This window comes from Pseudomonas sp. B21-036 (assembly GCF_024748925.1).
GTDB lineage: Bacteria > Pseudomonadota > Gammaproteobacteria > Pseudomonadales > Pseudomonadaceae > Aquipseudomonas > Aquipseudomonas palmensis.
The window spans coordinates 943,021-966,349 of sequence record NZ_CP087178.1 but is presented as its reverse complement, the minus strand read 5'-3'; the positions used below and the strand labels follow the sequence as shown (position 1 = coordinate 966,349).

Annotated in this window: 19 protein-coding genes and 1 pseudogene; 10 read left to right on the top strand and 10 right to left on the bottom strand. The window is 64.4% G+C overall.

Annotated elements, in window-relative coordinates; genetic code table 11:
• Window positions 1-17 precede the first annotated feature (17 nt).
• The 8 genes from LOY33_RS04245 to hmpA form a co-directional block, all read right to left on the bottom strand.
• Window positions 18-1,145: a hypothetical protein gene (locus LOY33_RS04245; RefSeq protein WP_196932711.1), complete on the bottom strand. Its 1,128-nt coding sequence runs from the start codon at window positions 1,143-1,145 to the stop codon at window positions 18-20.
• 795 nt (window positions 1,146-1,940) lie between these two features.
• A complete protein-coding gene (cyoE, locus tag LOY33_RS04240; RefSeq protein ID WP_043864408.1) occupies window positions 1,941-2,828 on the bottom strand; it encodes a heme o synthase in 888 nt (295 codons plus the stop codon).
• Window positions 2,829-2,839: 11 nt separating this feature from the next.
• Window positions 2,840-3,172, bottom strand: coding sequence for a cytochrome o ubiquinol oxidase subunit IV (cyoD, locus tag LOY33_RS04235; protein ID WP_043864407.1), 333 nt, complete (start codon window positions 3,170-3,172; stop codon window positions 2,840-2,842).
• Window positions 3,173-3,796, bottom strand: a complete 624-nt coding sequence (cyoC, locus tag LOY33_RS04230; protein WP_043864406.1) for a cytochrome o ubiquinol oxidase subunit III — start codon at window positions 3,794-3,796, stop codon at window positions 3,173-3,175.
• 3 nt (window positions 3,797-3,799) lie between these two features.
• Window positions 3,800-5,818, bottom strand: a complete 2,019-nt coding sequence (gene cyoB / locus LOY33_RS04225; protein WP_043864405.1) for a cytochrome o ubiquinol oxidase subunit I — start codon at window positions 5,816-5,818, stop codon at window positions 3,800-3,802.
• Window positions 5,819-5,821: 3 nt separating this feature from the next.
• Entirely contained in the window at window positions 5,822-6,763 is a 942-nt protein-coding gene (cyoA, locus tag LOY33_RS04220) for a ubiquinol oxidase subunit II (RefSeq protein WP_043864404.1), read from the bottom strand.
• Between the two features lie 562 nt (window positions 6,764-7,325).
• Window positions 7,326-7,832, bottom strand: a complete 507-nt coding sequence (locus LOY33_RS04215) for a disulfide bond formation protein B (RefSeq protein ID WP_043864403.1) — start codon at window positions 7,830-7,832, stop codon at window positions 7,326-7,328.
• 181 nt (window positions 7,833-8,013) lie between these two features.
• Window positions 8,014-9,195 (bottom strand): NO-inducible flavohemoprotein, encoded by a 1,182-nt coding sequence (gene hmpA, locus LOY33_RS04210; RefSeq protein ID WP_088515291.1) that lies wholly within the window; start codon window positions 9,193-9,195, stop codon window positions 8,014-8,016.
• Window positions 9,196-9,350: 155 nt separating this feature from the next.
• On the opposite strand from hmpA, the gene norR reads away from it, so the two are divergent.
• The 4 genes from norR to LOY33_RS04190 all read left to right on the top strand — a co-directional run bounded on the left by norR (window position 9,351) and on the right by LOY33_RS04190 (window position 13,076).
• A complete protein-coding gene (gene norR, locus LOY33_RS04205) occupies window positions 9,351-10,898 on the top strand; it encodes a nitric oxide reductase transcriptional regulator NorR (RefSeq protein WP_043864401.1) in 1,548 nt (515 codons plus the stop codon).
• 81 nt (window positions 10,899-10,979) lie between these two features.
• A complete protein-coding gene (locus tag LOY33_RS04200; protein ID WP_043864400.1) occupies window positions 10,980-11,879 on the top strand; it encodes a chemotaxis protein in 900 nt (299 codons plus the stop codon).
• Between the two features lie 151 nt (window positions 11,880-12,030).
• The gene (locus tag LOY33_RS04195) at window positions 12,031-12,336 is read left to right on the top strand and encodes a hypothetical protein (protein WP_258661800.1); all 306 of its coding nucleotides are present in this window, start codon (window positions 12,031-12,033) and stop codon (window positions 12,334-12,336) included.
• Window positions 12,315-13,076 carry a YkgJ family cysteine cluster protein gene (locus tag LOY33_RS04190; protein WP_258661798.1) on the top strand — a complete coding sequence of 254 codons (762 nt, stop codon included), beginning with the start codon at window positions 12,315-12,317 and terminating at the stop codon, window positions 13,074-13,076. Before LOY33_RS04195 ends, LOY33_RS04190 begins: the two co-directional genes overlap by 22 nt.
• A gap of 7 nt (window positions 13,077-13,083) precedes the next feature.
• On the opposite strand, the gene LOY33_RS04185 is transcribed toward LOY33_RS04190, so the two are convergent.
• The gene (locus LOY33_RS04185) at window positions 13,084-14,175 is read right to left on the bottom strand and encodes a methyl-accepting chemotaxis protein (protein ID WP_371917310.1); all 1,092 of its coding nucleotides are present in this window, start codon (window positions 14,173-14,175) and stop codon (window positions 13,084-13,086) included.
• Window positions 14,176-14,337: 162 nt separating this feature from the next.
• Window positions 14,338-14,667 (bottom strand): annotated as a pseudogene (locus tag LOY33_RS25990) (PAS domain-containing protein); the annotation flags it as partial.
• 211 nt (window positions 14,668-14,878) lie between these two features.
• Here LOY33_RS25990 and LOY33_RS04180 point away from each other — a divergent pair.
• The 6 genes from LOY33_RS04180 (at window position 14,879) to LOY33_RS04155 (ending at window position 23,156) form a co-directional block, all read left to right on the top strand.
• The gene (locus LOY33_RS04180) at window positions 14,879-16,057 is read left to right on the top strand and encodes an efflux RND transporter periplasmic adaptor subunit (protein ID WP_258661784.1); all 1,179 of its coding nucleotides are present in this window, start codon (window positions 14,879-14,881) and stop codon (window positions 16,055-16,057) included.
• Entirely contained in the window at window positions 16,054-19,155 is a 3,102-nt protein-coding gene (locus tag LOY33_RS04175) for a multidrug efflux RND transporter permease subunit (protein WP_054916288.1), read from the top strand. Before LOY33_RS04180 ends, LOY33_RS04175 begins: the two co-directional genes overlap by 4 nt.
• Before the next feature lie 9 nt (window positions 19,156-19,164).
• The gene (locus tag LOY33_RS04170; RefSeq protein WP_043864394.1) at window positions 19,165-19,839 is read left to right on the top strand and encodes a heavy metal response regulator transcription factor; all 675 of its coding nucleotides are present in this window, start codon (window positions 19,165-19,167) and stop codon (window positions 19,837-19,839) included.
• On the top strand, window positions 19,814-21,196 hold the full coding sequence (locus LOY33_RS04165; protein ID WP_043864393.1) for a heavy metal sensor histidine kinase: 1,383 nt from the start codon (window positions 19,814-19,816) through the stop codon (window positions 21,194-21,196). The genes LOY33_RS04170 and LOY33_RS04165 overlap by 26 nt, the downstream gene beginning before the upstream one ends.
• A 208-nt stretch (window positions 21,197-21,404) precedes the next feature.
• Window positions 21,405-21,626 (top strand): hypothetical protein, encoded by a 222-nt coding sequence (locus LOY33_RS04160; RefSeq protein ID WP_043864392.1) that lies wholly within the window; start codon window positions 21,405-21,407, stop codon window positions 21,624-21,626.
• Between the two features lie 255 nt (window positions 21,627-21,881).
• On the top strand, window positions 21,882-23,156 hold the full coding sequence (locus tag LOY33_RS04155; protein ID WP_231390716.1) for an OprD family porin: 1,275 nt from the start codon (window positions 21,882-21,884) through the stop codon (window positions 23,154-23,156).
• Window positions 23,157-23,329: the final 173 nt, after the last annotated feature.

The following is a 23,329-nucleotide window of genomic DNA, read 5'->3' as shown; positions in this document are numbered from 1 at the left end:
CGACCGATGCCGCGGTGTCAGCACAGACGCTCGAACGACAGCGAGCGCCAGCTCCCCACATCCAGGCCCTCCTCCGGAGCCATGTGGGCCCCGCGCACGAAGCTGAAAGCCTTGCGCATATCGCCCTGGTGGACCAGCCGATGCTCCCCTTCGGACTCGCTCAGCAGCGTGTAGGAGTGCTTGCGCATGGCCCTGTAGCGGGCATCGTCCCGGTCCATGGCATCCAGGTAGTCGGCCACCTGCCCTTCGCTCAGCTCAAGGCGTTTTTGCAGCGTCACGCCCCAGCGGGTCAGGCAGGTTTCGGCAAAATGGCGCACGATCAGGCCCGGGTCGGGCAGCTCGTTGCCGGCACTGGCGCCATCGGCCGAGGCATTGCCCACCAGCGTGGCGTGGCGTCCTGGCAGCGGAAAGATGTGGACACGGGTATCGGGGTAGGTGGACGGGATGACGCAGGCGAAGCCCTTGGAGCGCTCGTCGCGAGAAAAGAAACCCACGTACTCCTTCACGTTGGTGCGCAGGTGCAGGCGGTGTGGCTGCAGGTTGTTGATCCCGGGCACGGGGTCGATGGCAAAGATGTTCACCGGCACGTGGGCCAGTTGCGGGTCGTCGGCCATGGCGTTGGCGAGCATGTGGGCACTGATGCCGCCGCGGCTCCAGCCCACGATGTTGACCTGATCGGGAATCAGGCCGTCCTTGCGGTGCATGCGGATGATGCCTTCCTGGAGTTGCTGCGGGGTCACGCCGCGGTCGCCATAGTCGTACTGGCGCCAGAACCAGGAACCCTCCTTCTTCACGTCCTCGATCGGCACGCCGGCTGACTTCAGGCGGTTGTAGTCCTGCTCGGTGAGTTTTTCGCGCTGCCAGGTGCAGGAGCCCTTGATGACCTGCAGGGCGTGGGCCACGTTCTGCTCCCAGCCGGCGCCGAACAGGGTGCCGGTGAGGCCGTATTCCTTGTTTTCGATGAACAGGTCATCGGCCTGCAGGTTGCCGCTGCCCGGGCCGTCGATGGCGATCCAGTTGGCGAACTCGCGGCCCTGGTCGTTGGAAGCAAGGGTGGCGACCAGTTCGCCGTTCCAGAAATTGGGGTTCTGGTCATCGAAACGGTGCGATCCGGTGCCGCAGAAGTAAACGGTCAGAATGCTCATGGCGGTGTGCTCCTTGGGGTGGGGAGCCGTCACGCTAGCAATGCCGGGGGTTGTGTGTTCAGCGGGGAGTGGTGCCCGGGTGGGAGGGATTGCCGGCCGTTGGCACGCACCGATCCACAGGCGCTCAGGCTTTTGATCTGCTTTTGATCTTCTGGCCCTTCAGGAGGCCGAGTGGAGCGCCTGCGTAGTGGGGTGTAGGGCCATGGATGGCCCGGAAAGTGCCGACGGGCAGGGACGCCCGTGCGGCGCGGCCCCCGGAGCAGGTGCGGAGCGAGGGGACCCGGAGCGAAGCGTAGGGCCGTATGCAGGGCCCAGCCTTTTTGGTTACTTTTGGGGCGTTTGCCAAAAGTGACCCGCTGTAAGAGCGGAAGGCGCCGCTCGCAGCGCTATCCATGTCGGATAATCACAACCACATGAAAATCGACAATCATGTGCTTATCCAGCATGGATATCGACATTTAGGGCCCCTTCCGCTCTTACAGCGGCTTACTTTTTTCTTGGAAAAAGTAAGCAAAACCGCTCCGTCCAGCATCCGGCCCTACGCTTCGCTACGGGTCCCCTCATTCCACCCACGCTCCGTGGGGCCGCGCCGCACGGGCGTCCCTGCCCGTCGGCACTTTCCGGGCCATCCATGGCCCTACACCCCACTACACGCGGGCTCCATTCGGCCTCCTGAAGGACGGAAAGATCAAAAGCAAAAGCAAGAGCAAGAGCAAGAGCAAGAGCGAAGCCGTTTCTGAAGGGCAAAAAAAACCCCGGCACCTTTCGGCCCGGGGTCTCTTTCAACACATCAGATCAATGCGCGTAGGTCAGCAGCAGCTCGGTCGGCACCTTGGTGTCCAACGACATCATCACGCTCAACGCAGTGATGGTGAAGATGGAAAACACGAACAGCTTGCGCGCCCACAGGCGATCATCCACAGCCTTGTAGCCGGTCCAGGCCATGTACAACCAGTACATGCCCATCGCCGCGGCCACGGCCATGTAGCTCATGCCGGCATAACCACCGATGGTCAGCATCAGGGTCGCTGCCAGGAACGCCACGATGTACCAAAGGATGTGTTTCTTGGCCACCAGGATGCCACGCTTGACCGGCAGTACCGGAATCGAGGCCGCCAGGTAGTCGTTGAAGCGGAAGATCGCGATCGCATAGGAATGCGGCATCTGCCACAGGCTGAACATCACCAGCAGGGTCAACGCAGCCAGGTCGAAGCTGTTGCTCACGGCGCAGTAGCCGATCACCGGAGGCATGGCACCGGACAGGCTGCCTACCAGGGTGCCGTGCACCGATTTGCGCTTCAGGTACAGGCTGTAGAAACCCACGTAGATGATGAACCCGATCAGGCCGAACAACGCTGCCAGGGCATTGGCCTGCACGTACAGCAGGCCAAGCCCGGCCACCCCGAGCAGGGTGGCGTAGGCCAGCGCGATCTTCAGCGAGACCTGCCCTTGAACCATCACACGGTTCTTGGTGCGCTCCATCTTGATGTCGATGTCACGGTCGATGCAGTTGTTGAACACGCAACCGGACGCCACCACCAGCGAAGTGCCGATCACCGTGGCCAGGAACAGCATGAAGTCCACATGCCCTTGCGCGGCAAGGAAGAAACCGCCTGCCACAGAAAGCACGTTACCGAAAATGATCCCCGGTTTGGTGATTTGGATAAAGTGCTTAAAGGACATGCCGTCTTACCTCACTTCGCCATCATGCTGGTGTGGATGCTGAACATGATCCACAGCGACAGGCCGACCAACAGTGCAATGACCAACCCGGTGAACAGGAAGGCGCTGACGTTCTCACGCTGCTCTGGCGAACGGTCCAGGTGCAGGAAGTAGTACAGGTGCACGACGATCTGGATGACCGCGAAGGCCACCACGATCAGTACGGTCATGTCTTTGGGCAAGGTCGGGTACATCACCAGACCGAACGGGATCAGCGTCAGGATCACCGACAGTACGAAGCCGATTGCGTACGACTTCACGCTGCCGTGGCTGCCCTCGGCGTGCTCGTTATGTGCGTTAGCCATTTACAGAACCCCCAGCAGATAGACAACGGTGAATACGCAGATCCAGACCACGTCCAGGAAGTGCCAGAACAGGCTCAGGCAACCCATGCGGGTCTTGGCCGAACCGGTGATGCCCTTCTTCTGGATCTGGTACATCATCACGGCCATCCAGATCAGACCACCGGTCACGTGCAGACCGTGGGTGCCGACCAGGGCGAAGAAGCCCGACAGGAAGCCGCTGCGCTGCGGGCCGAAGCCTTCGCTGATCAGCAGGTGGAACTCGTTGACTTCCATGACGATGAAGCCAAGGCCGAGCAGGAAGGTGACTGCCAGCCAGGCCAGTACACCGTTCTTGTTGCCCTTGTACATCTGCAGCATGGCGAAGCCGAAGGTGATACTGGAGAACAGCAGCAGCGCGGTTTCAGCCAGTACATACGGCAGTTCGAAGATGTCGTGACCCGACGGGCCGCCGGCAAAGTTGCCGGACAGCACCGCGTAGGCTGCGAAGATCGACGCAAACAGGATGCAGTCGGTCATCAGGTACAGCCAGAAACCGAATACGGTCATCTGGCCCGAGTCGTGGTGTTCTTCGTGCCCATGGTCGTGACCATGAGCAGCATCAGCATTGATTACATGACTGGACATTGATTAAACCCGTTCAAACGATTCGACAGGCGCACCGACTGGCGAGCCGGTAGCCAGACCGAGGTGCTTCAGACGCTCACCTTCGATACGTGCCACTTCCTCGGCAGGAACCATGTAGCCCTGGTCGTCACGCGCAGCGTGAGCAACGAAGACAGCGATGGTGCCGATCAGGCCGACCGCGGCCAACCACCAGATGTGCCAGATGGTGGCGAAACCGAAGACGGTCAACAGCGCGCCCATGTACAGACCGGTAGCGGTGTTGTTCGGCATGTGGATCGGTGCGTACTGGGCCGGAGCCTTGTAGGCGATACCGGCGCGCTTGGCTTCGGTCCATGCGTCCAGGCCGACTTTTTCCGGCATGGTGGCGAAGTTGTAGAACGGCGGTGGCGACGAGGTCGACCATTCCAGGGTGTGCGCATTCCATGGGTCGCCAGTGACGTCCATGTTGTCCTTGCGATCGCGGATCGACACGTACAGCTGGATCAGCTGGCAGGCGATACCGAACAGGATCAGCACGGCACCGACCACGGCCACGTACAGGTACGGTTCCCAGGCAGGGTTGTCCGAGTGGTTCAGACGACGGGTCATGCCCATGAAGCCCAGTGCGTACAGCGGCATGAAGGCCACGTAGAAACCGGAGATCCAGAACCAGAAGGCAGCCTTGCCCCACTTCTCGTTCAGGGTGAAACCGAAGGCTTTCGGGAACCAGAAGGCGAAGCCGGCAATGTAGCCGAACACCGCACCACCGATGATCACGTTGTGGAAGTGAGCGATCACGAACAGGCTGTTGTGCAGCACGAAGTCAGCACCAGGTACGGCCAGCAGTACGCCGGTCATGCCGCCGATCGAGAAGGTCACCATGAAGCCCAGGGTCCACAGCACTGGCGCGGTGAAGCGCAGACGGCCCTGGTAGATCGTGAACAGCCAGTTGAACAGCTTGACCCCGGTCGGGATCGAAATGAGCATGGTCGCCAGACCGAAGAAGGTGTTGACGCTGGCGCCCGAACCCATGGTGAAGAAGTGGTGCAGCCATACGCCGAAGCCCAGAACCGAGATCGCACCCGAGGCGTAGATCATCGACTTGTGGCCGAACAGGCGCTTGCCGGTAAAGGTCGAGATGACTTCCGAGAACACGCCGAACGCCGGCAGGATCAGGATGTACACCTCAGGGTGACCCCATGCCCAGAACAGGTTGACGTACATCATCGGGTTCCCACCAAGCTCGTTGGTGAAAATGTGGAAGTCCAGATAACGGTCAACGGTCAGCAGTGCCAGGGTCGCGGTCAGGATCGGGAACGAAGCCACGATCAGGATGTTGGCCCAGGTGCAGGTCCAGGTGAAGATCGGCATGTCCATCAGCTTCATGCCAGGGGCGCGCATTTTCAGCACGGTGGCCAGGAAGTTGACACCGGTCAGCGTTGTCCCCAATCCGGATATCTGTAGCGCCCAGATGTAGTAGTCGACACCGACCCCAGGGCTGTACTGGATACCCGCCAGCGGTGGATAGGCCACCCAGCCGGTCTTGGCGAACTCGCCCACGCCCAGGGAGATGTTGACCAGCGCAACGCCGGACACCAGCAGCCAGAAGCTCAGGGAGTTGAGGAACGGGAAGGCAACGTCACGTGCACCGATCTGCAGAGGCAGGGCCAGGTTCATCAGGCCGGTGAAGAATGGCATCGCCATGAAGATGATCATGATCACACCGTGAGCGGTGAAGATCTGGTCATAGTGTTCAGGAGGCAGATAGCCCTCGGCGCCGCCAGTGGCCATGGCCAGCTGGGTACGCATCATGATGGCGTCGGCAAAGCCGCGCAGCAGCATGACCATCGCGACGATGATGTACATCACCCCGATCTTCTTGTGGTCGACCGACGTCAGCCACTCGGTCCACAAGTAGGTCCACTTGCGGAAATAGGTGATTGCAGCAACCAACGCGAGACCGCCGAGCGCGATCATGGCGAGGGTCACCATGACTATCGGCTCGTGATACGGGATCGCGTCCAGACTAAGTTTACCGAACATCTTTTACTCCTCTGCCCCAGCAGCTGAATGCATACTCACGTCCATCGCTTCGGCCGCTTCTTTGTGCTCTTTCTTCTCGTGCACCACCGGCTTGCCACGGTTCATGCCCTCGTACTTGTCGACGATGGACTGGAACATGTTTTCCGGGGCCACGCTGTAGAGCGCAACCGGGTTGTTTTCGCTAGGTTTGGCCAGAGCCTCGTAGGTGGCCTTGTCCAGTTGTTGCGGCGACTGCTTGACCTCGTTGACCCACGCCTCGAAATCTTCCTGGGACGTGGCGATCGCCTTGAACTTCATGCCGGTGAAGCCGGCACCGCTGTAGTTGGCGGAGATCCCGTCGAACTCGGCGTTCTGGTTGGCAATCAGGTGCAGCTTGGTGGTCATGCCCGCCATCGCGTAGATCTGGCCGCCCAGGCCCGGGATGAAGAACGAGTTCATCACGGCGTCGGAGGTCACGCGGAAATTGACCGGGGTGTTGGCCGGGAAGACGATCTTGTTGACCGTGGCAATACCCTGTTCCGGGTAGATGAACAGCCATTTCCAGTCCAGCGCGACCACGTCGATCTGCACCGGCTTCACGTCGGAATCCAGTGGACGGTACGGGTCCAGCTTGTGGGTGGAGAGGTAGGTGACATAACCCAGGGCGATGATGATCAGCACCGGGATGGACCATACGGCCACTTCGATCTTGGTCGAGTGCGACCAGTCAGGGGTGTAGGTGGCAGCCTTGTTGGAGGCGCGATACTTCCACGCGAACGCGATCGTCATGAAAATGACAGGAATCACCACCAGCAACATCAGGCCGGTAGCGATCAGGATCAGGTTCCTTTGCTCAATGCCGACCTGGCCCTTCGGGTCGAGCAGGGTCCAGTTGCACCCACTGAGTAAAAGCATGCCTAAAAAGGGCAGAATGCCAAACAGTCTGGGGTAACGCTTTTTACTCATCTCACGACCTCTAGAGCAGCTTGCTTCAATGCAATTTGTGTTTTGGTCGCCAACACTTCGTCCTGCCAAGCGTCAGCATTTATGGGATCGAATACGGTCACGCCGGAATTCAGCTGCGGCTGCTCGGCAGAACCGGTGTGCAACGGTGCTTATTGTTTTGACTTCGTAGGCAATCAGGCCTGTTTACAGACCAATTCCATTTGGTGCGGAAAATCACGGGAGGGGGGTCAGCCCGGCATCGCCGCAGGCGATGCTCGTCAGAGTCACGAAAGGGGCCGGAGCTCCTTTAATCCTGCAACTCGCAAGCGGTGCCGAACGGAAATTGGGGGCGATTGTAGTGACGTAACATGGCCATGACTATGACTTATTGAGCAACAGTCCTTTACAGAAAACGTAACAATAGCGCAGCAAAAATCAATTTCGCGACAGTTTGTCGCACCCCTGGCTGTAGCCCTGAAATGCCCGTACCGCAAGGGTTGGGACTTGATCCAGGTCAACCTGGAGGCGACTTCTTCGGAAAATTCTCAAGCCCTGCGCACTTGCCTCGACACGGGACTTTTGTCTAACGCTGGCGACGGTTGCGGTAGATGCCCAGCGGCACCAGCACGGCGGTCAGCACGAAGGCCAGCAGCGCCCATTGCGCCAGCGACAGCCCCAGCACCGGCGGGTACGGCGTCGAGCAGAAACCATCCACCTGGAACACCAGCGGCAGCACCGAGGCCAGCGGCAGGCCGTCGACGATCGGCTGCAGGGTGTCGATGCCGCAACTGACGGCCGGGTTGGCCAGAATGTAGGCGTGGTTGCCCGCTGCAGCAATGCCGCCGATGGCGCTCAGCACCACCAGGGCCTCGAACAGCGTGAGGCTGCGCCGCCCGGGCATGGCCGCACCGATGAAGGCGAACAGGGCGATGAACAGCAATGCATAGCGCTGCAGGATGCACAGTGGGCACGGTGCCTCGCCCAGCACGATCTGCATGTACAGGGCACCGCCGATCAGCGCCAGGCAGATGGCGCCCAGCAGTACCAGAAAGCGCCGTTCCCGATTCAGGCGCTGCGTTAGATCGTTCATTCCCGTTCCCTTCACTAGATAGGTGGCTCAAGCCTGGGCGCAATTCTACACGCCGACCATGACCACAGGGAGTGAAGGTTAAACCGATTAAAAGAAGATTAAGGTCGGCAGCTTAGCCGGCGCCTGCAGCACATTCGTGCACCTGCAGGCGCCGGCATTGCCGGCGAACAGGCCCCGGCCCTTACTCGAGTGCTGCCGCCGGCCCGAAGAACTCGTAGCGGCTCTGCTGCTCCGGCACCCCCAGGGCCTTGAGCTGACGCCTGATCGCCGCCATGAAGCCCTTGGGCCCCAGGAAGTACGCGTCCAGGTCACGCTCGACCGGCAGCCACTGCGCCAGTTGATCCTGGCTCAGCAGCCCCACGGCGTCGGCCGGCAGGCTCACCCCGTCATCCTCGGCGTAGCAATAGAAGCGCTTGAGCTGCGGATGACGCGCCGCGCGTTCGTCCACCCAGTCGCGAAACGCATGCACCGCACCGTTGCGCGCGCAATGAATGAAGTGCACCAGGCGACCGCTGGCCAGGGCCGCGTCGAGCATCGCCAGGGTCGGGGTGATCCCTACCCCGCCGCTGATCAGCACCAGCGGCTTGTCGCTGGCGCTCAGGGTGAACTCGCCCGCCGGCGGGAACAGCTCCAGGGTATCGCCCACCTGCAGGTGCTCATGCAGGTAGTTGGACACCTTGCCGCCCGCCTCGCGCTTGACGCTGATGCGGTACTCGCGACCGTCACCCAGCGCCGACAATGAATAGTTGCGCCGATGCTCCTGGCCATCGATCTGCACCTTCAGGCCCAGGTACTGGCCGGGCTCGCCCTTGAGGACCGGACCGCCATCGAGCGGGGCGAAGTGGAACGAGACGATCTCGCTGCTCTCCTGCACCCGCGCCGCCAGCCGGAACGCCCGCGCACCGCGCCAGCCACCCGGCGCCTGGGCCTTCTGCTGGTACAGGCCCTCTTCGGCGCCGATCAGGATATCGGCCAGTTGCTGGTAGGCCGCGCCCCAGGCCGCGATGACCTCGGGGGTGGCGATCTCCTTGCCGAGCACCTCTTCGATGGCACGCAGCAGGCAGGCGCCGACGATCGGGTAATGCTCGGGCAGGATCTGCAGCGCCACGTGCTTGTTGATGATCTGGTTCACCAGGCCGCCCAGTTGCTCGAGCTGGTCGATATGGCGTGCATACATCAGTACGCCATTGGCCAGCGCCCGCGGCTGGTCGCCGCTGGCCTGGTTGGCCTGGTTGAACAACGGACGCACCTCGGGGTATTCGCTGAGCATCAGTTTGTAGAAGTGCGTGGTCAGCGCCTCGCCGCCGCTTTCAAGCAGCGGAACGGTGGCTTTGACGATGGCACGATCTTGGGCATTGAGCATGGGTAACTCCCGGGCCTTATGGCTTCTGGATAATCTGCCCGGGTTGTTTCAGCTTTCGTGCCAACTATTAAATCCATATAAATCAATAGCTTGAATATTTTTGAGTCAAATTGACCACAGCCCTGCTAGAGTCATAAAGACTCGAAGGAGTCATCATGACCGCAAAATCCCTGCTTACCGCACTGCTGCCCCTGGTCAGCGACCTGTCTCGCGAGCTGCCCGAACGCGAACGCTACCGTCGCCTGCTCGAAGCCATGCGCGCCCTGTTGCCATGCGACGCCGCCGCGCTGCTGCGCCTGGATGGCGAATGGCTGGTCCCCCTGGCGGTGGACGGCCTGAGCCCCGACACCCTGGGCCGGCGCTTCAAGGTCAGCGAACACCCGCGCTTCGCCGCCCTGCTCAGCCGCAGCGAGCCGACCCGCTTTGCCAGCGACAGCCAGCTGCCCGACCCCTACGACGGCCTGGTCGAGGGCCTGCACCAGCACCTGGAGGTACACGACTGCATGGGCTGCCCGCTGTTCGTCGACGAACGGCCCTGGGGCCTGATCACCCTCGATGCGCTGGCCCCGGAGCGCTTCCAGCAGGTCGAGCTGGACGCCCTGCAGGCTTTCGCCAGCCTGGCCGCCGCCACGGTCAACGTGGCGCAACGTATCGAACGCCTGGCCCTGCGCGCCGAAGACGAACACCAGCGCGCCGAGATCTACCGCCAGGCCAGCGGCCAGCAGCACCAGGAACTGATCGGCCAGAGCAAGGCCCACAAGCACCTGCTCGAAGAGATCCGCCTGGTCGCCGGCAGCGACCTGACCGTACTGGTCACCGGTGAAACCGGGGTCGGCAAGGAGCTGGTGGCCCAGGCCATCCACCAGCAGTCGGCGCGTGCCGACAAGCCGATGATCAGCCTCAACTGCGCCGCCTTGCCCGACACCCTGGTCGAGAGCGAGCTGTTCGGCCATGTGCGCGGCGCCTTCACCGGCGCGGTGGGCGAGCGACGCGGCAAGTTCGAGCTGGCCAACGGCGGCACACTGTTTCTCGACGAAGTGGGCGAACTGTCGCTGGCCGTGCAGGCCAAGCTGCTGCGCGTGCTGCAAAGCGGACAGCTGCAGCGCCTGGGCTCGGACCAGGAGCACCAGGTGGATGTACGCCTGATTGCCGCCACCAACCGCGACCTGGCCGAGGAAGTGCGTGCCGGGCGCTACCGCGCCGACTTCTACCACCGCCTGAGCGTGTACCCGCTGCGGGTGCCGGCGCTGCGCGAGCGCGGGCGCGACGTGCTGCTGCTCAGCGGCTACTTCCTGGAGCAGAACCGCTCGCGCATGGGCTTGAACAGCCTGCGCCTGAGCAGCGATGCCCAGGCCGCGCTGCTGGCGTACGACTGGCCGGGCAATGTGCGCGAACTGGAGCACCTGATCGGCCGCTCGTCGCTCAAGGCGCTGGGCCAGCACCCCGAGCGGCCGAAGATCCTGACCCTGGAGGCCCGCGACTTCGACCTGCCCGGCGCCGGCCCGGGGGCAGCGCCCAGCGTGGCGGCGCCACTGCCACCACCGCCCGGCACCGACCTGCGCCAGGCCCTGGACCTGTACCAGCGCCAGCTGATCGAGGCTTGCCTGGAGCGCCACCAGCACAACTGGGCCAGTGCCGCGCGCGAGCTGGGCCTGGACCGCGCCAACCTCAGCCGCCTGGCCCGCCGACTGGGGCTACGCTGAAGTGCAGTGGCGGATTAAAGCCTGGCGTGCTCGGGTCGATAACCCGGCAGATCCCTTATTCTCTTTGCCCTGAAGGTGCCTATGGCCTCGCAAAATGCCCGCGCCGACTCGCTGTCGCTGCTGCTGTTCACCCTGCGCAGCGGCAAGCTGATGGCAATCAACCTGCTCAAGGTCAGCGAGATCATCCCTTGCCCGCCCCTGACCAAGCTCCCGGAATCGCACCCGCACGTCAAAGGCGTGGCCACCCTGCGGGGCAACTCGCTGTCGGTCATCGACCTGTCGCGCGCCATCGGCGAGCGCCCACTGGAAGACCCCAACGGCGGCTGCCTGATCGTCACCGACATCAGCCGCTCCAAGCAGGGCCTGCACGTGCAGGCGGTGAGCCGCATCGTGCATTGCCTGAGTACCGACATCAAGCCGCCGCCCTACGGGTCGAGCAGCAAGGCATTCATCACCGGGGTAACCCAGGTGGACGGCACCCTGGTGCAGGTGCTGGACATCGAAAAGGTCATTCACGGCATTGCGCCGCCGCCGCGTGAAGTGAGCAGCAGCGAGCTGAACCCCGAAGACGCCGCCGTTCTGCAGGCCACCAACATACTGGTGGTCGATGACAGCCATGTGGCACTCCACCAGTCGGTGCTGACCCTGCGCGGCCTGGGGCTGGAATGCCACACCGCCAAGAGCGCCAAGGATGCCATCGACACCCTGCTGGAGCTGCAGGGTACCGACCGGGAGATCAACGTGGTGGTCTCGGACATCGAGATGTCCGAGATGGACGGCTACGCCTTCACTCGCACGCTGCGCGAAACGCCTGACTTCCAGCACCTCTACGTACTGCTGCACACCTCGCTGGACAGTGCGATGAACAGCGAGAAAGCCCGGCTGGCAGGGGCGAACGCGGTGCTGACCAAGTTCTCCTCGCCGGAACTCACCGATTGCCTGATCGTGGCAGCGCGGGCGGTGGCTTTCGCCGAGCGCTGAGCCGGCCCCCTTCGCCGGCAAGGCCGGCGCCTACAGGGGCCGTGATCCCTTGCCGGCGAAGGGGCCAGGACAAACGCTGAAACGCTCCTGCTCCTGCAAAAACCGATGCTCTGGCATAATCAGCGGCCTCTCCCCTCATGAGCCGCCCATCATGAAAGCCCTCACCTTCACCCTGCTGGCCCTGTTCAGCCTCGGCGCCCATGCCTCCAGCGACCAGGCCTGGGCCGACCACGAACAAGCCCTGACCAGGGCCTGCCTCGCCGCCAGCCAGTTCAAGGATGCCCGGCCCGCCAGCAAGCCGGCCGAGTTCGACGACCGCGTCGGCTACAGTGCACTGCTGATCAGCGGCCACTACCCGCAAAAGCACATGAAGAACCAGAAAGGCAGCGAGCTGTGCCTGTTCGACAAGCAGCGCAAGACTGCCTTCATCACCGAATGGACCCCCGCCAAACCGTGACCAGCGCTGCAACCTCACTCCAGTTCGACTGCACCGGCTGTGGCAAATGCTGCAATGGCCACCACGTTCCCCTGACCCTCGACGAAGCGCGCCACTGGGTGGCAGATGGCGGCCAGCTCATCGTACTGGTGGAAGCCTTTCTGGCCAACGGCATGGGCCTGCCCGACGCCCAGCGCGAGCACGCCACCCGCCGTGCCTGCGCCGTGCCCTGCGGCAGTACCCAGGCACACGTGGCCATCACCTTTGCCGCGTTCAACCCCGGCGCCTGCCGCAATCTGGATGCCGACAACCTGTGCCGCATCTATGAGCGCCGGCCGCTGGTGTGCCGCATCTACCCGATGGAAATCAACCCGCACATCCCGTTGCGCCCCGACGCCAAGGACTGCCCGACCGAAGCCTGGCAACGCGGCCCGGTACTGATCCACGGCAGCCAGCTGATGGACCGCCAACTGGCCGAACTGATCGAGCGCTCGCGCCAGGCCGACCGCGACGATATCCACGCCAAGGTGCAGATCTGCCAGCAACTGGGCATCACCACCAGCGCGCTCAAGGGCAACGGCTTCACCGCCTACCTGCCCGACACCGGGGCGCTGCACGCCGCCCTGCACGCCCCGGGCAACGCCGCGCTGGCGCCCTGGACCCTGCACGTGGAAAGCCCGGCGCTGGTCGAGCAACTGCATCAGGCCGGCGCCCGGGTGTGCAGCACATCGGCTGGCCACTACAGCTTCATCGGTTTCTGAGCGGCGCCTAACGGCGCTGCCAGAACTCCTCGGCCAGGCGCCGGAGGTCTTCGGCCAGGCCGGCCACGTCGCTGGCGTTGGCATGCCCGTGCTGACCGGCCACCACGCTCTCTTCGCTGGCCTGGCGAATGCTGATGATGTTGCGGTTGATGTCTTCGCTGACCAGGCTCTGCTGCTCCACCGCCGCAGCAATCTGCAGGCTCATCTCGCTGATCTGGTTGACCTGCTGGCTGATGCCGTCCAGCGCCACCGCCGCCTGCTGCGCCTGCTCGACGCTCTGCCCGGCATGCTCGCGGCTCTCGTGCATGGCCTGCACCGCATCGCGGGTGCCGCGCTGCAAGGCGCTGATCATGCGCTGGATTTCGCCGGTGGACTCGGCCGTGCGCTTGGCCAGGCCGCGCACCTCATCGGCGACCACCGCAAAGCCACGCCCCTGATCCCCCGCCCGCGCCGCCTCGATGGCCGCGTTCAGTGCCAGCAGGTTGGTCTGCTCGGCGATGCTGTGGATAACCGACAGCACTCCGGAAATTTCCATGCTGTGGCCTTCCAGGGTGTGGATAACCTCGGTGGCAGCGCTCAGCGCGCTGGCCAGCTCGAGGATGCTGCTGCGGCTGCGATCCACCAGCTGGTGACCATTCTGGGTGGCATCCTCGGCATGCTCGGCGGCCTCCGAAGCCTGCTGGGCATTGCTGGCCACCTCGGCCACGCTGGTGGTCATCTGGTTGATTGCCGCCGCCACCTGATCGGCCTCGCCCTGCTGGCCCAGGGTGGTGGTGTGGCTGTGCTGCAGGTGCTGGGCCAGCTCTGCAGTGTGGCCGGCCAGGCGCTGTGAGGTGTCGCCAATGCGCCCCACCACCGCCCCGATCTGCGCCTCGAGCATCAGCAGGGCGAACTCGATCTGCCCCACAGCGCCCGCCTTGCCGGTATACAACTGCTGGCTCAACGGGTTGTCGGCAATCGACTGCGCCCGCACCCGCAGTTGTTCCAGCGGGCGCAGCAGCACCGACACCAGCAGCGCACTGAGCCCACCGGCGGCCACCAGCTCCAGCAGCCACTGCCACGGCAGCGCCGGCAACAGCAGGCGGCTGGTGCCCAGCACCACTGCCAGCACCAGGCCTGTGCCCAGCCCCAGCTGCAACGCCAGGCCAGGGCGCGGCAGGCGTTGCCACCAGGGCAACGGGCGCTGCTGGCGCAAGCGTGCATAGCAGCGTTCGGCGGCCTCCACCTGCGCCGGGGTGGGCTTGGTGCGCACCGACTGGTACTCCACCGTCTGGCCCTGGCTGGTGACCGGCGACACGAATGCGCTGACCCAGTAATGGTCGCCATTCTTGCAGCGGTTCTTCACCAGCCCCATCCACGAGCGGCCGGCCTTGAGGGTCTGCCACATCTGCGCAAAGGCCTGGGAAGGCATGTCGGGATGGCGTACCACATGGTGCAACTGGCCAATCAGCTCGTCGCGCTCGAACCCGCTGACCTTGAGAAAATCCTCATTGGCATAGGTAATGGCGCTGGTCAGATCGGTGGTGGAAAGGATATTCGCGTCACCGGGGTAATCTACATTGCGGCCGGTCACAGGCAGATTGCTCTTCATCGAAAGCGCTCGCGTTTTTATAGGTGGAGGGGCGGCAGGGCGAGAGACTCTACGGGGCAACATTTAGTAAAACCTTGATCCAGCGCAGACTATTGGCACTTGGCCATCTGCCAGCTGACAGCGCTGACAGGTGGGCGTCACACTGCTGACCCCCAGTAGCAGCTATAACCTACTGACAGCCCTCCTTTTTCTGCCCTGGCGCCGTGCACGCATGCGAATTTCCAGCTCTCGAGTGTTTTTTTTCGGCCTGATAGCGTTGCTGCTGGGCCTGGCGCTGTACCTGACTTTCGGTCGCCACACGGCCAGCCAACCGGCCATGCCCGTGGCCACCCCGGTCAGTGTGATCCAGGTGCAGCAGCAGGATGTGCCGCACTACCTCAGCGCCATCGGCGCGGTGCAGTCGCTGCACAGCGTGCAGATCCGCCCCCAGGTGGAGGGCGTGCTGACCCGGATCCTGGTCAAGGAGGGCCAGCCGGTGCAGGCCGGTGACCTGCTGGCCACCCTGGATGACCGCAGCATCCGCGCCAGCCTCGAGCAGGCCCAGGCGCAACTGGGCCAGAGCCAGGCCCAGCAGCAGGTGGCCGAGGTCGACCTCAGGCGCTACCGCCTGCTCAGCGAAGACAACGGCATCTCGCGCCAGACCCTCGACCAGCAGCAGGCACTGGTCAACCAGCTCAAGGCAAGCATCCTCGGCAACCAGGCAGCGATCGCCGCGGCCAAGGTGCAGTTGTCGTACACCCAGATCCGCTCGCCGGTCACCGGACGGGTGGGCATTCGCAACATCGACGAAGGCAATCTGGTGCGCACCAGCGACGCCCAGGGCCTGTTCAGCGTGACCCAGATCGACCCCATTGCGGTGGAGTTCGCCGTGCCGCAGCAATGGCTGCCGACCCTGCAGGGGCTGGTGGCCGCCGAACCCCCGGCGCCGATCCGTGCCTACCTCGAAGGCAACGGCGACAGCGGCGGCCTGCTGCTGGGTGAAGGGCACCTGAGCCTGATCGACAACCAGATCGCCGCCAACACCGGCACCCTGCGCGCCAAGGCCGCGTTCGACAATGCCCAGGCCCGCCTGTGGCCGGGGCAACTGGTGAGCCTGAAGATCCAGACCAGCATCCAGCGCGATGCGCTGGTGGTGCCCCCCGGCGTGGTGCAGCGGGGCATCGACCAGCACTTCGTTTACCGCGTCGAGGGCGACAAGGTCGCGGTGGTGCCGGTCAAGGTGCTGTACCAGGACAGCAATCTCAACGTGATCAGCGGCGTAGCGGTCAACGACACGCTGGTGGCCGACGGGCAGTCGCGGCTCAGGCCCGGCGCCCGGGTCGAGGTACTGACAGCCCCGCCCGCCGCGCCCGTCGGCGACGATGTTGCCGGCAACGGTGTGCAGCCATGAGCGGGCGCAGCTCGATCAGTGCGTGGTGCATCGACCGCCCGGTGGCCACCCTGCTGCTGACCTTCGCCCTGGTGCTGCTGGGCGTGGTGGCGTTCCCGCAGTTGCCGGTGGCACCGCTGCCCGAAGCGGACTTCCCCACCATTCAGGTCAGCGCGCAGCTGCCCGGCGCCAGCCCCGAGACCATGGCCTCGTCGGTGGCCACCCCGCTGGAGGTGCAGTTCAGCGCCATCCCCGGCATGACCCAGATGACCTCCAGCAGCGCACTGGGCTCCACCAGCCTGATCCTGCAGTTCACCCTCGACAAGAACATCGACACCGCCGCCCAGGAAGTCCAGGCCGCGATCAACACCGCCTCCTCGCGCCTGCCCCAGGACATGCCGAGCCTGCCCACCTGGCGCAAGGTCAACCCGGCCGACAGCCCGGTGCTGATCATGACCGTCAGCTCCGCGCAGATGCCGGCCAACGAACTGAGCGACTACGCCGAAACCCTGCTGGCACGCCAGCTGAGCCAGATCGACGGGGTCGGGCTGGTCAACATCACCGGCCAGCAGCGCCCGGCGATTCGCGTGCAGGCCCAGCCGGAAAAACTCGCCGCCATCGGCCTGACCCTGGCCGACCTGCGCCAGGCCATCCAGCAGACCAGCCTCAACCTGGCCAAGGGCGCGCTGTACGGCGACAGCAGCGTGTCGACCCTGGCCACCAACGACCAGCTGTTCCACCCCGATGAATACGCCCAGCTCATCGTCGCCTACCGCGACGGCGCCCCGGTACACCTCAAGGACGTGGCCACGGTCATCAACGGCGCCGAAAACGCCTATGTCAAAGCCTGGTCCGGCGACCAGGAAGGCCTCAACCTGGTGGTGTTCCGCCAACCCGGGGCCAACATCGTCGACACCGTGGACCGGGTCATGCAGGCGCTGCCGCACCTGGAGGAAATGCTCCCGGCATCGGTGCAGGTGTCGGTGCTCAGCGACCGCACCCAGACCATCCGCGCCTCGCTGCACGAGGTGGAGATCACCCTGCTGATCGCCGTGCTGCTGGTGATCGCGGTCATGGCGCTGTTCCTGCGCCAGTGGTCGGCCACGCTGATCGTCTCCAGCGTGCTGGGGGTATCGCTGGTGGCCAGCTTCGCGCTGATGTACCTGTTCGGCTTCAGCCTGAACAACCTGACCCTGGTGGCCATCGTCATCGCCGTGGGGTTTGTGGTGGACGATGCCATCGTGGTGGTGGAAAACATCCACCGGCACCTGGAGGCCGGCGACGACAGCCGCACGGCTGCCCTCAAGGGCGCCGGCGAGATCGGCTTCACCGTGGTCTCGATCAGCTTCTCGCTGGTGGCCGCGTTCATCCCGCTGCTGTTCATGGGGGGCGTGGTGGGGCGGCTGTTCAAGGAGTTCGCCCTCACCGCCACCTCCACCATCCTGATTTCGGTGGTGGTCTCGCTGACCCTGGCGCCGACCCTGTGCGCGCTGTTCATGCGCCGCCCGCAACACCCCGAGCACGCCGCGCCGACCTTCGGCGAGCGCCTGGTGGCCGGTTACGATCGTCTGCTGGTCAAGGCCCTGGCGCACCAGAGGCTGATGCTCGGGCTGTTCTTCGTGACCCTGGCCCTGGCCATCGGCGGCTACGTGGCCATTCCCAAGGGCTTCTTTCCGGTGCAGGACACCGGCTTCATCCTCGGCACCACCGAGGCCGCAGCCGACGTGTCGTACCCGGACATGGTGCGCAAGCACCAGGCGCTGGCGAAGATCATCGAGGCCGACCCTGCGGTACGCGCGTTCTCGCACTCGGTGGGGGTTACCGGCAGCAACCAGACCATCGCCAACGGGCGCTTCTGGATCGCCCTCAAGGACCCTGCCCAGCGCGACGTGTCGGCCAGCGAGTTCATCGACCGGCTGCGCCCCAAGGCCGCCCAGGTGCCGGGCCTGGTGCTGTACCTGCGGGCCGGGCAGGACATCAACCTCAGCTCCGGGCCCAGCCGCAGCCAGTACCAGTACGTGCTCAAGAGCAACGACGGCCCGGCGCTCAACCTGTGGACCCAGCGCCTGACCGAACGCCTGCACGCCAACCCGGCGTTCCGCGACCTGTCCAACGACCTGCAGCTGGGCGCCAGCGTGACCCGCATCGACATCGACCGCCAGGCCGCCGCGCGTTTCGGCCTGACCACCGCCGACGTCGACCAGGCGCTGTACGACGCCTTCGGCCAGCGTCAGATCAGCGAGTTCCAGACCGAGACCAACCAGTACAAGGTGATCCTGGAAATCGATGCACGCCAGCGTGGCAAGGCCGAGAGCCTGGCCTACTTCTACCTGCGCTCGCCCCTCAGTGGCGAGATGGTGCCGCTGGCGGCGCTGGCCAAGGTCGCGGCGCCCAGCACCGGGCCGCTGTCGATCAGCCACGACGGGCTGTTCCCGGCCGCCAACCTGTCGTTCAACCTGGCACCGGGGGTAGCCCTGGGCGATGCGGTGAGCATCCTCGAACGCACCCAGCGCGAGCTGGGCATGCCGGCCTCGATCATCGGCACCTTCCAGGGCGCGGCCCAGGCCTTCCAGAGTTCGCTGTCGAGCCAGCCGTGGTTGATCCTGGCCGCGCTGGTGGCGGTGTACATCATTCTGGGGGTGCTCTACGAGAGCTTCGTGCACCCGCTGACCATCATCTCCACCCTGCCCTCGGCGGGCCTTGGCGCACTGGCGCTGCTGTGGCTGATGGGCCAGGACTTCACCATCATGGGCCTGATCGGCGTGGTGCTGCTGATCGGCATCGTCAAGAAGAACGGCATCCTGCTCATCGACTTTGCCCTGGAGGCCCAGCGCCAGCGCGGGCTTGCGCCAGAGGCGGCGATCCACGAGGCGTGCCTGACGCGCTTTCGTCCGATCATCATGACCACCCTGGCCGCCCTGCTGGGCGCGGTGCCACTGATGCTCGGCGCCGGGGCCGGGGCCGAGCTGCGCCAGCCGCTGGGCATCGCGGTGGTGGGCGGGCTGCTGGTCAGCCAGGCGCTGACACTGTTCACCACGCCGGTCATATACTTGGCCCTGGAGCGCCTGTTCCACCGCCGCCGCAACGACCTGCCGGCGGCCCGGCCGATCGAGAACTGAGAGCCGACCATGCGCGTGCTGATTATCGAAGACGAACAGAAGACCGCCGACTACCTGCATCGCGGCCTCACCGAACAAGGCTTTACCGTGGACCTCGCCCCGGACGGCATCGAGGGCCTGCACCTGGCCCTCGAGGGCGACTACTCGGTGATCGTGCTCGACGTGATGCTGCCGGGCCTGGATGGCTACGGCGTACTGCGCGCCCTGCGTGCACGCAAGCAGACGCCGGTGATCATGCTCACCGCCCGCGAGCGCGTCGAAGACCGCATCCGCGGCCTGCGCGAAGGCGCCGACGACTACCTGGGCAAGCCGTTCTCGTTCCTCGAACTGGTGGCGCGCCTGCAGGCGCTGACCCGCCGCAGCGGCGGGCACGAGCCGGTGCAGATCCAGGTCGCGGACCTGTGGGTGGACCTGATCAGCCGCAAGGCCAGCCGCGCCGGCCAGCGCCTGGAACTGACCGCCAAGGAGTTCTCGCTGCTCAGCGTGCTGGCGCGCCGCCAGGGCGAGATCCTGTCCAAGACCGCGATTGCCGAGCTGGTGTGGGACATCAACTTCGACAGCGACGCCAACGTGGTGGAGGTCGCCATCAAGCGCCTGCGCGCCAAGCTCGACGGCCCGTTCGAGACCAAGCTGCTGCACACCATCCGAGGCATGGGCTATGTACTGGAAAGCCGTGCGCACTAACTCCATCGCCCTGCGCCTGAGCCTGCTGTTCAGCCTGGTGGCGCTGGGCGTGTTCCTGCTGATCGGCGGTGCCCTGTACAAACAGGTCGACCGCAGCCTCGACCTGCTGCCGGAGGCCGAGCTGGACGCCCGCTACAGCGTGCTGGAATCGGCGCTGACCCGCTATGGCACCCGGGAGCACTGGGCCAAGATCACCAACAAGCTCAACCTGCTGGGCGAGGAAGACCGGCGTATCCGCTTCTGGGTGGTGAGTGGCGACGCGCACTACGAGTACGGCCAGCCCGACGCCGCGATACGCGACTTTGCCGCCGGCCCGCTGGGCATGCGCGACCTGCAGCTGGAGGGCCGGCCGTACCCGTACAAGGTGCTGGTGAGCGAGCTGCCGGCGCTGGACCGGCGCCCTGCCCTGCGCTTTCTGCTCGGCATCGATACCGAAACCTTCTGGCACACCCAGCACACCCTGCTGGGGGCATTGATCAGCCTGGCGGTGATCGGCGTGCTGCTGGCCTCGGCCCTGGGCTACTGGGCCGCGCGCATCGGCCTGCGCCCGCTGCGGGCGCTGTCGGCCGAGGCCCAGCAACTGGCGCCACCGCACCTGAGCGCACGCCTGTATGCGGCCGACCTGCCGCCAGAGCTGCAACAGTTCGCCGGCACCTTCAATGCCACCCTGGAGCGGGTCGAGCAGGCCTATTCACGCCTGGAGGGGTTCAATGCCGACGTGGCCCATGAGCTGCGCTCGCCCCTGACCAACCTGATCGGCCAGACCCAGGTGGCGCTGACCCGCGGTCGCAGCGCCGAACATTACTTCGAGGTACTGCAATCGAACCTGGAGGAACTGGAGCGGCTGCGCAGCATCGTCAACGACATGCTGTTCCTGGCCAGTGCCGACCAGGGCAACAAGGCCACCGCGCTGACCAGCAGCTCGCTGGCCGAGGAAGTGGCGACCACCCTGGACTACCTGGACTACATCCTCGAGGACGCCCAGGTACGGGTGCAGGTCAGCGGCGATGCACGGGCGCGCATCGAGAAGGCGCAGTTGCGCCGGGCGCTGATCAACCTGCTCAACAATGCGGTGCAGCACACGGCCCGCCAGCAGGTGATCCAGGTGCATATCGAGCGTCAGGGCGAGCAGGTATGCATTGCCGTGAGCAACCCGGGCCCGGCCATCGAGGCCGTGCACCTGCCTCGCCTGTTCGAGCGCTTCTACCGGGTGGATGCCGCGCGCAGCAACAGCGCCGTGGGCAACCATGGGTTGGGGCTGGCGATCGTCAAGGCGATTGCGCTGATGCATGGCGGCAGCGTGTTTGCCCGCAGCCAGGCGGGGGCCAATACCTTCGGGATTCTGTTGCCGGCCTGAAGCCCCCATCGCGGGTCAAGCCCGCTCCCACAAGGGCCAGCGAACACCCTGTGGGAGCGAGCTTGACCCGCGATGGGCCAAACGCTGCGCTCGACTGTTGCCCGAAATGCAACAGTGCATTGCCCAATCCCCTCTGTTTCAACCCCCCACCGAGGACTATCGTACCCACACCAAATAGATAGCTTGCTATGCAAGAAGGTAGCTTCAAATGTCCAACAGTATGGGTATTGCCAGTATTTTCGTCCTGTCGTCCGTATTGCTCTCGCCCCTGGCCATGGCCGAGGAGTCCCCTGCTTTCGTGGCGCAGTACGCCGCCCGCGCCGCTGCCGCGCAGCAAGGCCGCGAAGCCCTCGCCCAGCAGCAGGACCACGCCAAAAACCTGGAGCAGACCGCGTCCAAAGGTTCTGCGAGTGCCGACAAAGACAGCTGATACGCTGCCTCTGCCTCTTTCCTATTCCCTCGACTGCTGCGCTGGCGACGTGTTCGCCTGCGTGGCCGTCTTTCAAAGCCGCTGCTATCAGCGGCTTTTTTTTGGCCTGGACAAAAGGTTCTGCGGCCAGAGATGTGTCCTCACAAGAAAACACCGCTTCGCACAATAAAAAGCTGCATCCCTCACCTCAAGGAGTCCACACCGGTGATCCACGCTTTTCGCTTCACCCCGCTGTTCGTTGCGCTGGCTGCAACGATGCCCCTGCACGCCCAGGCCGACGAGGCCGAAGGCTTCGTCGAAGGTGCGCACCTCGACGTGCTCAGCCGCAACTACTACCTCAACCGCAACCAGCTGCAGCGCGGCAACCACGACAACCGTGAATGGGGCCAGGGCTTCATCGGCAAGTTCGAGTCCGGGTTCACCCAGGGCACCGTGGGCTTTGGTCTGGATGCCCATGCCATGCTCGGCCTCAAGCTCGACGGCGGTGGCGGCACGGCGGGTTCGAGCATCCTGCCCTACCACTACAAGGACGATGGCGAACTGGGCAAGGCCCCGGATTCGTTCTCCAATGCCGGCGCTGCCATCAAGCTCAAGGCCTTCGACACCGTACTGCGTGCCGGCGACCTGTTCCTGACCAACCCGGTGATCGCCGGTGGCGAAACGCGCATGCTGCCGCAGACCTTCCGCGGCGTCAGCCTGACCAACAACAGCATCGACGGGCTGCAACTGGAAGGCGGCCAGGCCAGCTTCACCAAGCTCTACAACCAGAGCGGCCACAAGCGCATCGGCGCTACCTACGGCAACCTGCCAGATGACCGCGAAAGCCGTCACCTGAACTGGGCCGGCGCAGCCTGGGCACCGGTCGAAGGTTTTACCAGCAGCCTGTACGCCGCCGAACTCAAGGACGTGTGGAACCAGTACTACCTGGACCTGGACTACACCTGGCAGCTCGCCGACGGCGTCAGCCTCAACCCCGGCCTGCACTACTACCACACCCAGGACACCGGCGATGCGCTGCTGGGCAGCATCGACAACAACACCTACAGCCTGCACCTGGCGCTCGGCGTGGGTAACCACACCGTCACTGCGGTGTACCAGCGGGTCAACGGCAACACGCCGTTCGACTACATCACCCTGGGCGACAGCGTGTACCTGGACAACTCGCAGATGTACTCGGACTTCAACGGGCCTGGCGAGCGTTCGTGGAAACTCAAGTACGCCTATGACTTCGCCGGCGTCGGCATGCCCGGCCTGACCACCGCCGTGTCGTACTCGCGCGGCAAGCTGGACCTGAGCAAGGTCGACCCGGCCAGCGCCGGCTACAGCAACTGGTACAGCGCCGACGGCGACAATGCGCGCCACTGGGAACGCGACATGGACCTGGCCTACGTCTTCCAGCAAGGCTCCCTCAAGGACCTCAGCGTGCTGCTGCGCTGGGCCTCGCACCGTGGCAGCCAGGGCTACGCCCAGGTCGACAACGATGTGGACGAATACCGCGTGATCGTCGAGTACCCGCTCAACGTCTTCTGATCCCACCGCCATGCGCGAAAGAGCTTGCAGGATGCAGGCTCTTTTCCTGCAAATAGCCCCAAGATGCCGTACATCAATCGGCACCAGCAACAGCTTGTCCGACAATCTGCACCCGCCTAGAATACCGCCGCCTCGCACCTGCCCTTTCAACGACAGCGGTACGAATCACCTCC

What these genes read in the sequence shown, in the direction of transcription:
- LOY33_RS04245 (WP_196932711.1), bottom strand. Translation starts at nt 1,145, where the DNA reads ATGAGCATTCTGACCGTTTACTTCTGCGGCACCGGATCGCACCGTTTC.
- cyoE (WP_043864408.1), bottom strand. Translation starts at nt 2,828, where the DNA reads ATGTCCTTTAAGCACTTTATCCAAATCACCAAACCGGGGATCATTTTC.
- cyoD (WP_043864407.1), bottom strand. Translation starts at nt 3,172, where the DNA reads ATGGCTAACGCACATAACGAGCACGCCGAGGGCAGCCACGGCAGCGTG.
- cyoC (WP_043864406.1), bottom strand. Translation starts at nt 3,796, where the DNA reads ATGTCCAGTCATGTAATCAATGCTGATGCTGCTCATGGTCACGACCAT.
- cyoB (WP_043864405.1), bottom strand. Translation starts at nt 5,818, where the DNA reads ATGTTCGGTAAACTTAGTCTGGACGCGATCCCGTATCACGAGCCGATA.
- cyoA (WP_043864404.1), bottom strand. Translation starts at nt 6,763, where the DNA reads ATGAGTAAAAAGCGTTACCCCAGACTGTTTGGCATTCTGCCCTTTTTA.
- LOY33_RS04215 (WP_043864403.1), bottom strand. Translation starts at nt 7,832, where the DNA reads ATGAACGATCTAACGCAGCGCCTGAATCGGGAACGGCGCTTTCTGGTA.
- hmpA (WP_088515291.1), bottom strand. Translation starts at nt 9,195, where the DNA reads ATGCTCAATGCCCAAGATCGTGCCATCGTCAAAGCCACCGTTCCGCTG.
- norR (WP_043864401.1), top strand. Translation starts at nt 9,351, where the DNA reads ATGACCGCAAAATCCCTGCTTACCGCACTGCTGCCCCTGGTCAGCGAC.
- LOY33_RS04200 (WP_043864400.1), top strand. Translation starts at nt 10,980, where the DNA reads ATGGCCTCGCAAAATGCCCGCGCCGACTCGCTGTCGCTGCTGCTGTTC.
- LOY33_RS04195 (WP_258661800.1), top strand. Translation starts at nt 12,031, where the DNA reads ATGAAAGCCCTCACCTTCACCCTGCTGGCCCTGTTCAGCCTCGGCGCC.
- LOY33_RS04190 (WP_258661798.1), top strand. Translation starts at nt 12,315, where the DNA reads ATGGACCCCCGCCAAACCGTGACCAGCGCTGCAACCTCACTCCAGTTC.
- LOY33_RS04180 (WP_258661784.1), top strand. Translation starts at nt 14,879, where the DNA reads ATGCGAATTTCCAGCTCTCGAGTGTTTTTTTTCGGCCTGATAGCGTTG.
- LOY33_RS04175 (WP_054916288.1), top strand. Translation starts at nt 16,054, where the DNA reads ATGAGCGGGCGCAGCTCGATCAGTGCGTGGTGCATCGACCGCCCGGTG.
- LOY33_RS04170 (WP_043864394.1), top strand. Translation starts at nt 19,165, where the DNA reads ATGCGCGTGCTGATTATCGAAGACGAACAGAAGACCGCCGACTACCTG.
- LOY33_RS04165 (WP_043864393.1), top strand. Translation starts at nt 19,814, where the DNA reads ATGTACTGGAAAGCCGTGCGCACTAACTCCATCGCCCTGCGCCTGAGC.
- LOY33_RS04160 (WP_043864392.1), top strand. Translation starts at nt 21,405, where the DNA reads ATGTCCAACAGTATGGGTATTGCCAGTATTTTCGTCCTGTCGTCCGTA.
- LOY33_RS04155 (WP_231390716.1), top strand. Translation starts at nt 21,882, where the DNA reads ATGCCCCTGCACGCCCAGGCCGACGAGGCCGAAGGCTTCGTCGAAGGT.